11 protein-coding genes are annotated in these 12,924 nt (G+C 61.0%); 8 read left to right on the top strand and 3 right to left on the bottom strand.

Translation table 11 applies throughout. The features are described 5' to 3' along the window. Positions 1-14: 14 nt before the first annotated feature. Genes HMPREF1287_RS08755 through HMPREF1287_RS08765 form a run of 3 tightly spaced genes read left to right on the top strand, consistent with a single transcriptional unit; the run spans position 15 to position 2,039 of the window. Positions 15-704 carry an alpha-ketoglutarate-dependent dioxygenase AlkB gene (locus HMPREF1287_RS08755; RefSeq protein WP_023016472.1) on the top strand — a complete coding sequence of 230 codons (690 nt, stop codon included), beginning with the start codon at positions 15-17 and terminating at the stop codon, positions 702-704. Positions 705-743: 39 nt separating this feature from the next. Beyond that, entirely contained in the window at positions 744-1,283 is a 540-nt protein-coding gene (locus tag HMPREF1287_RS08760; RefSeq protein ID WP_005280576.1) for an NADPH-dependent FMN reductase, read from the top strand. Positions 1,284-1,319: 36 nt separating this feature from the next. After that, the gene (locus HMPREF1287_RS08765) at positions 1,320-2,039 is read left to right on the top strand and encodes an SDR family oxidoreductase (RefSeq protein ID WP_023016473.1); all 720 of its coding nucleotides are present in this window, start codon (positions 1,320-1,322) and stop codon (positions 2,037-2,039) included. 68 nt (positions 2,040-2,107) lie between these two features. On the opposite strand, the gene HMPREF1287_RS08770 is transcribed toward HMPREF1287_RS08765, so the two are convergent. Both HMPREF1287_RS08770 and betT read right to left on the bottom strand, forming a co-directional pair. Next, a complete protein-coding gene (locus HMPREF1287_RS08770; RefSeq protein WP_023016474.1) occupies positions 2,108-3,685 on the bottom strand; it encodes an aldehyde dehydrogenase family protein in 1,578 nt (525 codons plus the stop codon). 45 nt (positions 3,686-3,730) lie between these two features. Then, positions 3,731-5,971 (bottom strand): choline BCCT transporter BetT, encoded by a 2,241-nt coding sequence (betT, locus tag HMPREF1287_RS08775; protein ID WP_005276214.1) that lies wholly within the window; start codon positions 5,969-5,971, stop codon positions 3,731-3,733. 333 nt (positions 5,972-6,304) lie between these two features. Between betT and betA the strand changes: the two genes are divergently transcribed. The 5 genes from betA (at position 6,305) to HMPREF1287_RS08800 (ending at position 11,224) form a co-directional block, all read left to right on the top strand. Beyond that, positions 6,305-8,080 carry a choline dehydrogenase gene (gene betA / locus HMPREF1287_RS08780; RefSeq protein ID WP_023016475.1) on the top strand — a complete coding sequence of 592 codons (1,776 nt, stop codon included), beginning with the start codon at positions 6,305-6,307 and terminating at the stop codon, positions 8,078-8,080. 190 nt (positions 8,081-8,270) lie between these two features. Further along, complete coding sequence (locus tag HMPREF1287_RS08785; RefSeq protein ID WP_023016476.1) at positions 8,271-8,399, top strand: hypothetical protein; 129 nt, start codon at positions 8,271-8,273, stop codon at positions 8,397-8,399. 253 nt (positions 8,400-8,652) lie between these two features. Then, the gene (locus HMPREF1287_RS12870; RefSeq protein WP_023016477.1) at positions 8,653-8,862 is read left to right on the top strand and encodes a hypothetical protein; all 210 of its coding nucleotides are present in this window, start codon (positions 8,653-8,655) and stop codon (positions 8,860-8,862) included. A 113-nt stretch (positions 8,863-8,975) separates the two neighbouring features. Beyond that, positions 8,976-9,335, top strand: a complete 360-nt coding sequence (locus HMPREF1287_RS08795) for a helix-turn-helix transcriptional regulator (RefSeq protein ID WP_023016478.1) — start codon at positions 8,976-8,978, stop codon at positions 9,333-9,335. Then, a complete protein-coding gene (locus HMPREF1287_RS08800) occupies positions 9,332-11,224 on the top strand; it encodes a cation-translocating P-type ATPase (protein ID WP_005280600.1) in 1,893 nt (630 codons plus the stop codon). The genes HMPREF1287_RS08795 and HMPREF1287_RS08800 overlap by 4 nt, the downstream gene beginning before the upstream one ends. 911 nt (positions 11,225-12,135) lie before the next feature. On the opposite strand, the gene HMPREF1287_RS08805 is transcribed toward HMPREF1287_RS08800, so the two are convergent. Beyond that, positions 12,136-12,861: a TIGR02391 family protein gene (locus HMPREF1287_RS08805; protein ID WP_023016479.1), complete on the bottom strand. Its 726-nt coding sequence runs from the start codon at positions 12,859-12,861 to the stop codon at positions 12,136-12,138. Between the last annotated feature and the right edge of the window lie 63 nt (positions 12,862-12,924).

Raw genomic sequence — 12,924 nt, forward strand, 5'->3', positions numbered from 1 at the left:
ATTAGAGTGGAGGAATGCTTTTTGATTCACTGCCGCGGCCGAATGCGTACGTCGCGCCGGGCGTGGGGCACGTGCCGGGGTGGGTGGGCATCGGCAAGCAAAAGGTCCTTGTAGAAGAGACGCGGGAGATTGCTCGTGCGTATGCGCATACGCCGATGGCGATGGTGCAGCCGCGGCTGAAATCGGGTGGGCAGATGAGCGTATTTCAGCTGCATCTTGGTCGCTATTGGCATTATCCCAGCTACCGGTACGTGGACAATATGGAAGGCACGCGGGTGCCGCCGGTGCCGGATAGCTTGCGGGAATTGGCCCCGGTGGCGCTGCGGCAGGCGGCCCAGGTTGCCCCGGAGCTTGAACCATGGGTGGATAACTTCGTGCCGGAGATGGCGCTGGTGAATTATTATCCGCCCGGCTCGGCGATGGGGATGCACGTGGATGACTCTGAGGGATCGCCCGCGCCCGTGATTTCGCTTTCGATTGGGGATGAGGCCCTTTTTCGCATAGGCCATACCGAAAATCGCACTAAGCCCTGGGACGATGTGACTTTGTGCTCGGGTGATTTGGTGGTCTTTGGCGGGCCGAAGCGCTTTGCCTACCACGGGGTCGTGCGGGTAAATGATGGCACGCTGCCGGAGGGATGCGGGCTGCAGGAAGGCAGAATCAATATCACCATCAGACAAGTTTCGGCGAGCGCGGTAGGCTAGGGCGGGTTACATAAAGGTTGAAGGAAAGAGGTTTTTCTTATGTCCCGAATTGGCATCATCATCGGCTCCACCCGCGATAAGGCGGCGGGCCAGGCAGTAGGCGAGTGGGTCAATGACCTCGCCCAAGGCCGCGAGAACGGTGTGGAGTACCAGCTGTTGGAGCTCAAGAAGTTCAATGTCCCCATCCTTACCAGCGAGGTTGTTCCGGGTGCGGCGAATAAGCAGTACGATGACGCCAACGTGCAGGAGTGGTCCAAGGCCGTCGATGCCTGCGATGGCTTTGTCTTCGTGACCCCGGAGTACAACCACTCCGTGCCTGGTCCGTTCAAGAATGCCTACGACTCGCTCGGCGCGGAATGGGCGGGCAAGCCGGTGGCCTTCGTGGGCTATGGCTCCGTCGGTGGCGTGCGCGCGGTCGAGGCATGGCGCAATGTCGTGGCTAACTTCTCCATGCCACAGCTGCGCAACCAGCTGGACTTTAATATCTTCACCGACTGGAACGATGGCGAATTCCGTCCCAGCGATGACTCCTACGAGCGCGCAAACTCCCTGCTTGCTGAGCTCGAGGACGCACTTTAAGTAAAAGGCCCTGCACCGCGCAGCGCGCTGCGTAGCATGGGGTGCATGAGTGAAAAGAAAGTAGCAGTAGTAACCGGCGCCTCCTCTGGCATTGGGGAGGCCACCGCGCGTTCTTTGGCCAAGGACGGCTGGCACGTTGTCGTGGGCGCGCGCCGCACAGACCGCCTGCAGCAGCTTGCCTCTGAGATCAGTGGCGAGGCCTATGAGCTGGACGTTACCTCCGATGTTTCTGTTTCCAAGTTCGTCTCCCACCTCGACCGCGTAGATCTTTTGGTCAATAACGCCGGCGGTGCCAAGGGCTTGGAGCCGCTTGTCGATACCTCCATTGAGGACTGGCAGTGGATGTACGAGACCAACGTGCTCGGCACCGTGCGCATGATTCAGGCGCTCATGCCCAAGTTAGAGCGGGTGCCGGATCTTTCCGGACTGATTATTAACGTCGGTTCCATTGCTGGCTGGACCGTGTACGAAGGCGGTTCCGGCTATAACACCGCTAAGCACGGCGTGCGCGTGATTTCTCGCGCGCTGCGCCTAGAAAACCACGATGTGCGCGTTACCGAGATTGATCCTGGCCGCGTGGCCACGGACTTTTCCTTGGTGCGCTTCAAGGGCGATGAAAAGCGCGCGGCCAAGGTGTATGACGGCCAGCTCAACCTCGTGGCAGAGGACATTGCGGAGGCCATCCGCTGGGTCGCCGCCCAACCGGCCCACGTCAACGTGGATACGATGACCATTAAGCCGCGCACGCAAAGCTAAGGCCCCGCGGGGCTCTTAAAAAGAGCAGCGGCGGGGCGGGGCCTAGGCTTTATCTTCCTGCTTGAGCCTTATTGCAGGCCAAACTGATCCCATGCGGCAGGGGCCAGGTTCTGGTACACGTGCTTGTGCTCTTGGTATTCGGCAAGGCCGGTGGGGCCCAGCTCGCGGCCGTTGCCAGACTGCTTGTAGCCGCCCCATTCCGCCTGCGGCAGGTACGGGTGGAAATCATTGATCCAAACGGTGCCGTGGCGCAGGGCGCGGGCAACGCGCTCGGCGCGGCCGGCATCGGAGGTGTACACCGCGCCAGCCAGGCCATACTCGGTATCGTTTGCGATCTCGATGGCCTCTTCTTCGGTGGTGAAGGTCTCGATGGTCACGGTCGGGCCGAAGGCCTCATCGTGGACGCAGTCCATCTCGCGGGTAGCGCCATCGATGATCGTGGGCAGGTAGTACACGCCCTGGCCCAGATCCGTGGTGCCGGTGCCGTGCTGGCCGTTGGTGTCCTCGCTGGTGGCGGCGCGGCCTCCGGTGAGGATCTTGGCGCCTTGTTCGCGGGCCTTGTCCACGTAGGCTGCTACCTTCTCGCGGTGGTCGGCCGAAATAAGCGGACCGGTCTCGGCCTTGTCATCGGTGGGTCCACCGATCTTGATCTTCTCGGCGCGCTCGACCAGTGCGGCAACGAACTTATCGTGCAGGGACTCTTCCACCACGATGCGCGAGCCGGCGGAGCAGACCTGGCCGGAGTGGAAGAAGGCGCCGTTGAGCGCATTATCCACGGCGACGTCGAAGTTGGCATCAGCAAAGATAACGTTCGGGTTCTTGCCGCCGAGCTCTAGCGCCGTGCGCTTGACGGTTTCGGCCGCGTTCTTTGCAATCAGCTTGCCGGTAACGAGGCCGCCGGTGAAGGAGACCATATCCACGTCGGGGTGCTGGGAGAGCGGATTGCCGCAGTTAGCGCCGGCGCCGGTGATGAGGTTGCCCACGCCATCCGGCAGGCCGCATTCCTTTAGCGCCGCCATGAGCAGCATCGCGGTGTGCGGGGTCAGTTCCGCTTGCTTGAGCACGAAGGTATTGCCGGCAGCAAGAGCCGGGCCTACCTTCCAGGACACCTGCAGCAGCGGGTAATTCCACGGGGTAATCAGGCCGCAGACGCCCACCGGCTCGGCATCGATGCGTGAGCGCAGGTTGGGATCTTGCGGGTCGACCACGCGGCCAGCTTGGTGCTGGGCCAAGGTGCCAAAGTACTCGAAAGCATTGGCAATATCGTCCATATCGCCCAGGGATTCCTCGTAGCGCTTGCCGGTATCCGCGGATTCGGCTTGGGCGAAAAGCTCCTTGTGCTCACGGATGAAATCCGCCAGGCGGATGACGATCTTGCCGCGCTCGGCGGACGGCGTTGCGGCCCACTCGCCCTTATCGAATGTTTCACGTGCAACCTGGATGGCACGCAGGGTATCTGCCTCGGAGGCCTCAGAGACGACGCCGACGGTGGAGCCATCGGCAGGGCAGATAATGGTGCGGGTCTCGCCATCCTGGGCGGCCTCCCACTGGCCGTTGATGAAGAGCGACTTCGGGGCATCACCGGAGTGCACGCCCTGGAGCAGTTCGGTGGTCGTGGGATCGAACAAGGTGTTCTGGGTGCTCAAAGTGCAAGCAACCTTTCTCTAATTGCGGCGGTATTGCCCGCCAGTTTAACTATCTTCGCGCCAGGTGCGTTCCGGCTCGGCGCCATCGGAGACATCGGAATCGCCCGGCTGGCTTTGCTGCATGTAGAGGAATGCCAGGTGGCGCTCGTACAGGTCCAGCACGTTATTGATGATCTGGTTTTCGGAGTAGCCGTAGACGTCATAGCCCAGCGAACCGGTCATGTCGTAGACCTCCAGGCGGTAGTACTCGCCGTCGCCCTCGCAGAAGTCCGGTCGCTCCGCGGAAACCGGGAAGAGCTGGTAGCGGAATTGGCGCTCGTTGTGCAGCCGGACCTCGAGATCGAGCTGGGGCAATTCGGCATCGGGAAGCTCACTGGTAAGCAAGATGGCGTCATAGCCGCGGGTGCGCATTTGCGTGGCCACCTGCTCGAGGGCGTAGGCGGCAGTTCCCCGCAGGTAGTCATCCATGTCCTGTTTGGTGGGGAAGGAGTTGGCGCGGTCCAGGCGGTTCTTCCACAGGTTGGAATCGCTCGGCTCGCGCTCGGTGCGGCTGCTGATGGCGCCGTGCAAGGCGGTTTTCCGGGCCTCGCGCTGGACGATTTCCAGGCGCAGCGACTTCCAGAGCGAGAACATGATGAGGTAGACCACGAACGCGAAGGGCAGGCCCATGACCACGGTTGCGGACTGCACGGTGGCAATGCCATCGAGCTGCAGCAACGCCAAGGTGAGCGCGCCGACGGTAATGGACCAGAAAATGCGCAGCCACCGGGCGCCATCCTGCCGGTTATCCGTGATGCGGGAGGTGAAGTTGGACATGACCAGCGCACCGGAGTCCGCCGAGGTGATATACAGCAGGAGGCCGATGAAGGTGGTCAGGAAGATGACGATGGCGGAGCCAGGGAATTCCTGGAGCATGTCATAGAAACCCTGCTCCGGAACGTTGATGGCGTTTTCCGCAAATTCCGGATAATCACCGGAGCGCACCATGTCCAGGGCGGTATTGCCAAAGAAGGACATCCACATCAGGATGAACAGGAAGGGGAAGGTCAGCGTGCCCAGGATGAACTGGCGCAGCGTGCGGCCGCGGGAAATGCGGGCCAGGAATAGGCCGACGAAGGTCGCCCAGGCAATCCACCAGGCCCAGAAGAAGAGGGTCCAGGACTGCATCCAGGTATCTACGCTGGCTTGGTCCTCAGCAAAGGCGAAGGTCTCCAGCGTCCAGGAGGGGAACTTGGAGACGTAGTCACCGATATTGGTGACGATGGCGTCGAAGAGGTAGGCGGTCTTGCCAAAGACCACGACGTAAACCATCAGCGCGATGGCCAGGTACACGTTGAGCTCAGAGAGGAAGCGAATGCCCTTATCCACACCGGATACGGCCGATAGCGTTGCGATGACCACCGCGACGATGATGAGTGCTGATTGCAGCCCCAGGCCCTGCTCGATGCCAAAGATGAGGTGGAAGCCGTAGGACAGCTGCACCACGCCGATGCCCAGGGAGGCGGTGACGCCGAAGACGGTGCCCAGCATGGCGGCAATGTCCACGGCCGAACCAATGGGTCCGTGCACGCGCTTGCCGATGAGCGGGTACAGCGCCGAGCGAATAGCCAGCGGCATATTCAGGCGGTAGGCGAAGTAACCAAAAGCCATGCCCATCAGCGCATAGAGCGCCCAGCCGGTAAGCCCGTAGTGGAACATGGCATAGACCACGGCCTCTTTGGCGGCCTCCATGGTTTCGCCATCGCCCACCGGCGGATCCATGTACATCGTGACCGGCTCGGCCACGGCGAAGAACATGAGGTCCACGCCGATGCCGGCGGCAAAGAGCATGGATACCCACGAGAAGGTATTGAATTTGGGCCGGGAGTGGTCCGGTCCCATGCGGATGCTGCCGGTATTGGAAAAGGCGATGTAGAGGACAAAGACCACGGCGATGGTGGCGGTCAGGACGTAGAACCAGCCCAGGTTCGTGCCGATCCATCCGGTGACGCTGGCGAGGGTATTCGCCGCGGACTCCTGCCCGAAGCCCGCGTACAGCGCCATGGCGATGATGAGGACACCGGAAATGATAAAGACCGGCCAATTGGGCTTGGGCGCGGCCACCTCATCGGCGCCGACATCATCGCCGGTTTCGGCCTTGTAGCTGCCGACGATGGCGCGTACTTGGTTGCGCGGTTTACGGCCCTTGTCCCCAGCTGAGCGAGTATCCCCAGCGGAGCGAGCGAGAGAGGTGTCGGAGTCCCCTGTGCGGGACTCCTCATGGTCGTGCGGACCAAGGTTAGCCATCTACTTCTCCTAGTCTTGATCGATTAAGTACCGAATCCTTCGCACGAGTGCCCCATAGTCCCCGAAAAAGAGGGGTGAGAGATAGGTTGGTGGCATAAATCATATGCGGGCAATCTATGCGTAAAGACCCCGGATTTCATCTACTTAGATGCATATCCGAACACCGTAAATATACATTAATCTGGGAAAACGTCCACCGGATGTGTATTCTGGGGGCGCTATTGTGCATAAATGAAAGCGAAAAAGCGCAGATTTTTTGCGCAGGATACAATGGATCCGCCCGAAAGACGGCGAGAACTACGCGTGAGATGGCTCACAGAAGGAAGGGGATTTATGGGTATTGTGGATAAGTTGACTAAGAAGCGCTCGACAAAGAGGGCGACGGATGAGGTCAGCGATGTGGTCGTCGTCGGCGGTGGCTCTGCCGGCTCCGTCATCGCGGCTCGCCTGACCGAGGACAAAGACACCCGCGTGCTCGTTCTTGAGGCCGGACGCCCGGATTCCCTGTGGGACCTATTCATCCACATGCCTTCCGGTTTCTCTTTCCCCATCGGGGCAAAGAACTATGACTGGATGTATGAATCCGATCCGGAACCGGAGATGAATGGTCGCCGCATCTACCATGCGCGCGGCAAGGTGCTTGGCGGTTCCTCTTCCATCAACGGCATGATCTACCAGCGCGGCAACCCCATGGACTACGAAAAGTGGGGTCAGAACCCGGGCATGGATAACTGGGATTTTGCCCACTGCTTGCCGTATTTCAACCGCATGGAAACCACCGCTGCCGCAGAAGACGATGATCCGCGCCGCGGCCACGATGGCCCGCTCTACCTGTCCCGCGGACCTGCTACCTCGGAGCTTTTCCAGGCGCTATTTAAGTCGGTACAAGAAGCGGGCTATAACCTGACCAATGACGTCAACGGTTACCGTCAGGAAGGCTTTGCCCCCTTCGATCGCAATATCAAGCACGGCAAGCGTTGGTCTGCTGCCCGCGCCTACCTGTACCCCAACCAGGACCGCGACAACCTTGAGGTGCGTACCCGCGCATTTACCACCAAGATCCTCTTTGAAGGCACCAAGGCAGTGGGCGTGGAATACGAGTGGCAGGGTGGCACCCACCGCGTTTTCGCAGACAAGATCGTCTTGTCCGCCGGTGCCATCAATACCCCGCAGCTGCTAGAGGTCTCTGGCGTGGGCGACCGCGAGATCTTGGAAAAGCACGGCATCGATGTGGTCAAGCACCTGCCAGGCGTGGGTGAGAACCTGCAGGACCACCTCGAGGTCTACATCCAGTACGAGACCACCAAGTCCACCGCTTCCTCCCAGCCTTACCTGGATAAGTGGCGTTGGCCGTTTATGGGCCTGCAGTGGCTGCTGACGAAGAAGGGCCCGGTGGCTACCTCGCACTTTGAGGGCGGCGGTTTCGTGCGCTCCAACGAGGATGAGGCCTACCCGAACTTGATGTTCCACTTCCTGCCCATGGCGGTGCGCTATGACGGCCAAAAGGCCGACGTTAAGCACGGCTTCCAGTGGCACGTTGGCCCGATGTTCTCCGATACCAAGGGCCACGTGCACATCAAGAGCTCCGATATCCGGCAAAAGCCCTCCATCCTCTTTAATTACCTGCGCACCGAGCAGGACCGCCGCGAATGGGTAGAAGCCGTCCGCGTCGCCCGTTCCCTGCTGGATACCAAGGCGATGGAGGAAGTTGGCGCCCGCGAGTTCAGCCCGGGCCCAGAGGTCCAAAGCGATGAGGAAATCTTGGAGTGGGTCCGCAATGACGGCGAGACCGCACTGCACCCATCCTGCACCGCCAAGATGGGCGATGAGTCCGATCCCATGGCCGTGGTGAACCCAGAGACCATGGGCGTATGGGGTATCGATGGCCTGTATATTGCCGATGCTTCCGTATTCCCCTCGGTTCCCAACGGCAATATCTACTCCCCGACTATGATGGTGGGCGAGAAGGCTGCGGACCTTATTGCCGGCCGCACGCCGCTCGAGCCGAACCACGCCGAGTGGTACAAGGCTAAGCAGGATATGCCGCTCTACGCTGAGGGCGAAGCAGTCCGCGATCACAAGCACTCCATCCAGGGCGCTGACCACTAAGCACCCTCCCGCGGGATTGCTCTAGCGCCGCGTTTCCCATTGTGGGGCGCGGCGCTTTTGCTTGCCGACGTCCCCCTTTCCCCACCGCGCACCCCTCCGCCTGGCCAGAACCATGATTTAATCGCCGGGCAAGGAATCGGCCCCAATGGAATGAAGCTGGAATGAAGCGCCAGAGTAAAGGAGGTCAGTGATGCTCAGCATTATCGCTGTAGTCATTAGTATCGTTTTCGCCGTTGCCGTTATTAAGAAGCTCGATGACATCGATACGCACCTGAAGGAGCTGCTCGCCGCGCGCGAAGATAGCGAAACACCGCGTTAATCGTGCGGGTGGCTAAGGAGATGGTGAACGAATTTCGAATTAACCAACTGCAAAAGGCCCATACCGACCGTGAAATGGAATTTTCCTGCGATGTAGCTTGAAGGCTATGGCTTCGTAGACCTAAGTGGTTTCCAAGCAGCAGTTCCAGTACTTCGTACGTGGGGTAGCCAACACCGCCGACTTCAAGGAAGTATCATTCCCGGATACCAGCGAAAAGAGTTAGTCATTTGGCTATTAGAAAGCTTCGCTACGTGTGGTTCGACCCGTACGCAATGTCCGTGAGTGTCTAGCCCTTGAGGGAGAACCTGGTGTCAGTGTCGCTGGCCGCACCTACGCCGCCGTCATGCCCGCCGACACCCTGTTCATCACCATCCCCACAGGGGTGGGTGTGGACATTCACGTGAAGATTCTGGAGAATTTCGCCGCCCACGTCGCCCCCTCGTTGTTGGCAGCCGAACCGTGAAGGACCAGTCATCGCCTATCCCATCGACTAATTCTTGCAGGTCGCAGGACTTTCGCGTGACTGTTAGTTCAGCCCATTTTAAATAGTTCACCGAACACTGTATAGTTCAGCATATGCTGACTATTGCTTCGCGCCTCGACGTCATGAACCGGCTCGGCCGGGCCATGGCTGATCCGACGCGCTCCCGAATCCTGATAACCCTACTAGACGGTCCGAGCTACCCGGCTGTGCTCTCGCAAAGCTTGGATCTGACCCGCTCGAACGTTTCGAACCACCTGTCTTGCCTGCGCGATTGTGGCATTGTCGTCGCTGAGCCGGAGGGTCGTAAAACCCGCTACGAAATCGCCGATCCGCACCTCGCGGCAGCGCTCGAAGCGCTAGTCAACGCGACACTGGCCGTCGACGAGAATGCCCCCTGCATCGACACTGAGTGCTCGGTGCCCGGCTGCGGCGAGAAAGGAGCGGACGTATGAGTTCAGCATGTGGATGCGAACACGAACCCGCCACGGAGATCGACGAGCTCGATCGGCCATGGTGGAAGGACCCTGAGCTACTGCTGCCGATCTTCTCCGGCGTAGCCCTCATAACAGGACTGGCGCTGGACTGGTCCGACTTGGAGACGCCCGCGACGGTACTGTATTGGGTTGGGCTGCTGTTGGGCGCTTACACGTTCGCGCCTGGAGCGATCCGGAACCTTGTCATGAAGCGCAAGCTCGGCATTGGCTTGCTAATGACGATCAGCGCGGTCGGTGCGGTGATCCTCGGATTCGTCGGAGAGGCCGCGGCGCTAGCGTTCCTGTACTCGATCGCCGAGGCACTGGAAGACAAGGCGATGGACCGGGCCCAAGGCGGACTGCGGGCGCTGTTGAAGCTGGTACCGCAGACCGCGACGGTGCTGCGCGACGGCACAGCGGCCGAGGTCGTAGCGAAGGACCTCGAGGTTGGCGAGCTAATGCTCGTGCGCCCCGGGGAGCGGATCGCCACGGACGGCATCATTCGGTCCGGGCGCTCCAGCCTTGACACCTCAGCGATCACCGGAGAATCCATTCCGGAGGAGGTTGCGCCCGGCGACGAAGTGCCTGCGGGAGCGATCAACTCCGCCGGGGTGCTGGAGGTCGAGACGACCGCAGCTGGAACGGACAACTCGCTGACCACACTCGTGGACCTAGTCGAGCAAGCGCAGGCGGAAAAGGGCGACCGCGCCCGGATCGCCGACCGGATTGCCCAACCCCTAGTGCCCGGGGTGATGATCCTGGCGGTGCTGGTCGGCGTTATCGGCTCGCTGCTGGGCGACCCTGAGACGTGGATCACCCGTGCGCTGGTAGTCCTGGTCGCAGCGTCGCCGTGCGCGCTGGCAATCTCCGTGCCGCTGACGGTCGTGGCCGCGATCGGCGCGGCCAGCCAGTTCGGAGTGGTTATCAAGTCCGGCGCGGCGTTCGAGCGACTCGGCGGCATCCGTCACCTGGCAGTGGACAAAACCGGAACCCTTACCCGCAATCAGCCTGAGGTTACCGGAGTGGTCCCGGCAGACGGATTCGATCGGCCGCAGGTGCTTTCCTTCGCGGCAGCAGTTGAGCAGCAATCGACACACCCCCTCGCTGCGGCGATCGCGGCAGCGGGGCCCGAAGCGCCCACCGCCTCGGACATCAGCGAGGAAGCTGGGCATGGCATCGGCGGCACCGTCGAAGGCCGACGGGTGCTGGTGGGCAGCCCCCGATGGATCGACGCCGGGCCACTGAAAGCAGACGTTGAGCGCATGGAGTCCGAGGGCCAGACCTGCGTCCTGGTCACCGTCGATGACGCTCTCGCCGGGGCGATCGGGGTCCGTGACGAGTTGCGGCCCGAGGTGCCCGAAGCCGTGCAGGCCCTGCACGCCAACGACGTGGAAGTAAGCATGCTCACCGGCGACAACTCTCGCACCGCCCGGGCGCTGGCTGGAATCGCCGGAATCGACGACGTGCGCGCCGAGCTGCGCCCTGAGGACAAGGCAAGCATCGTCGCCGAATTCTCCTCCAAGACGCCGACGGCGATGATCGGCGACGGCATCAACGACGCGCCGGCACTGGCGGGTGCGACGGTGGGCATAGCGATGGGAGCGACCGGCTCTGACGCCGCGATCGAGTCCGCTGACGTCGCCTTCACCGGCCACGACCTCCGGCTAATCCCGAAGGCGCTGCAGCACGCCCGCCGAGGAAGCAGGATCATCAACCAGAACATCGTGCTGTCTCTGGCCATCATCATCGTGTTGATGCCACTGGCGATCAGCGGCGTGCTGGGCCTGGCCGCCGTCGTGTTGGTTCACGAGGTCGCCGAAGTGATCGTGATCTTGAACGGCCTGCGGGCTGCGCAAGCGAAGCGCTGAGGCTGTGACCGGCAAGTCTCATAAGGGTTAAACCACACGCCGAGCGGACACACCTTGGGCCAGGAACGTCATTCGAGTTCACGGTCCGTCTCCGTGGAATTGGGATCGTACCCGGTGGCCTGTCCGTTCTCGGTGCGTGTGGGCACGGGGGCTGTGGGCGAGCCACCACCCGGCACGTGCCCCAGCCGGTCAAGGGCCCCCGAGCGCTCGGCGTCTCCAGTGCAGATCGTGGAAGGATCGAACTTGCTCAGGGACCAAGCGTCACTGCGAGACTCTTTTCGTCCCGCAACTTGAATAGTTCAGCGGCCTTGATACCACGGACATCTATTCAGAGTGCTGCCGAGTCTCATCGACACAGCCCGCGACTACCTGGGCAGTGTGTTTGACAAAAGACCCCACCCTCATCAGCGTTGCCGAGCCCTCGCCGTTCCAGTTGCCGTAACCGACTAGATGCAGATTCTTCACCGCGGTTTCGCGGCCGCGCATGAGGTGGCGGAATAGACCGAGAGCCGAACGAAAACCAGCGCACCAGATCAGATGGTCGTGCTCACTAAAGCTATCGAAGATGGGGGATGTCCCCGAGGTTCGGGCCGGAATCGCCGCCGAGAATCCGGCGGCGGCCGCGTCGGCGAACGAACAGGCCGCGCTTCAACCTACCCCCCCAATAACGCGAAGCGTCATCAACGCCCCGCGTTACACGTTTAATTTGAACTCCACAGAGTGTCGGCGCAGTTTAACGTGTGCGAGATTCATTCTTGGACCCAGCCCAGTCGCTGGCGTTAACCTTGCACAAAACTACGGCGATGGTCCTGGACGGCCTTGCTGACTGAGCACCCGGCACCTCCATCACAGGCGTTCGTGCTCCCCACATCCTTCGCTCAAGCGGACTGCTATCCCGTAAACCGATGTTGTCACCCCTCCAGGACGGTAGCCTTATCAACCCAGCGAGCCAATAGGCTGAAAGCCGCGAGCTGCTCCAACGCGACTTGCTCCTCACCACCGTCGTGTGGAACATGCATCCCGGGATTGCGGATAGCCGCGTACAAGCCCTCTGCAAAGGCGCGGGCGCCCCGATGCAGGTTCTCAAACGTCTTACTGCCATCATTTTCCATAAGCCGAAGGCGCGGCACATTACGCTTCGGATCACGGAGTGAAAACGCCTCGTTGAAAAGTGCTGTTTCAGATACGTCTAGGCGGTTCAGTTTCGCTTGGGTCTCTGCATTGACGCGGATGGCAGCCTGCATCACGGCTTGATGGTAGTGCCCGTGATTCCAGTAACCCTTGCCATTTTCCCACGCCCACGGATGCAGATTGGCTGCATCTAAGTCTGGCGTGTTCTCTCCGAGCTTTTCAGCGAGTTCAGACCGACGTTCAAGCGCTGTCTTGGCTCGGGCCGCTTGACCCCTCAGCCAGCTATACTCCTTGTCCTGGACCGGAAGTCCTTGTCTCCACCCGGGAAGCACTCGGTCAAGGATCATTTCAACGACATGGGCGCGCGCCGCAGCCTCAGTCGGCGATCCACTCATAACGGTTCCAAGGTAGGCGATGCCCGGGCCCATGTCGGGGACTACCTTCGCTGTGACTTGCAGGAACGCGTCTATCTCATTGATCGCCCACTCGGGGTCCAGCTCGGCCATGCCTCCATTATGACGTATGGGGCTGACATGGCCGGAGAGAACTGGTCTGATACCCCCACCAGA

It is taken from the genome of Corynebacterium sp. KPL1986, assembly GCF_000477975.1.
Classification (GTDB): Bacteria; Actinomycetota; Actinomycetes; order Mycobacteriales; family Mycobacteriaceae; genus Corynebacterium; species Corynebacterium accolens.

Excerpts from the sequence above, each read along its gene's own strand:
- HMPREF1287_RS08755 (WP_023016472.1), top strand. The coding sequence starts at position 15 with ATGCTTTTTGATTCACTGCCGCGGCCGAATGCGTACGTCGCGCCGGGC.
- HMPREF1287_RS08760 (WP_005280576.1), top strand. The coding sequence starts at position 744 with ATGTCCCGAATTGGCATCATCATCGGCTCCACCCGCGATAAGGCGGCG.
- HMPREF1287_RS08765 (WP_023016473.1), top strand. The coding sequence starts at position 1,320 with ATGGGGTGCATGAGTGAAAAGAAAGTAGCAGTAGTAACCGGCGCCTCC.
- betT (WP_005276214.1), bottom strand. The coding sequence starts at position 5,971 with ATGGCTAACCTTGGTCCGCACGACCATGAGGAGTCCCGCACAGGGGAC.
- betA (WP_023016475.1), top strand. The coding sequence starts at position 6,305 with ATGGGTATTGTGGATAAGTTGACTAAGAAGCGCTCGACAAAGAGGGCG.
- HMPREF1287_RS08785 (WP_023016476.1), top strand. The coding sequence starts at position 8,271 with ATGCTCAGCATTATCGCTGTAGTCATTAGTATCGTTTTCGCCGTTGCC.
- HMPREF1287_RS08795 (WP_023016478.1), top strand. The coding sequence starts at position 8,976 with ATGCTGACTATTGCTTCGCGCCTCGACGTCATGAACCGGCTCGGCCGG.
- HMPREF1287_RS08800 (WP_005280600.1), top strand. The coding sequence starts at position 9,332 with ATGAGTTCAGCATGTGGATGCGAACACGAACCCGCCACGGAGATCGAC.
- HMPREF1287_RS08805 (WP_023016479.1), bottom strand. The coding sequence starts at position 12,861 with ATGGCCGAGCTGGACCCCGAGTGGGCGATCAATGAGATAGACGCGTTC.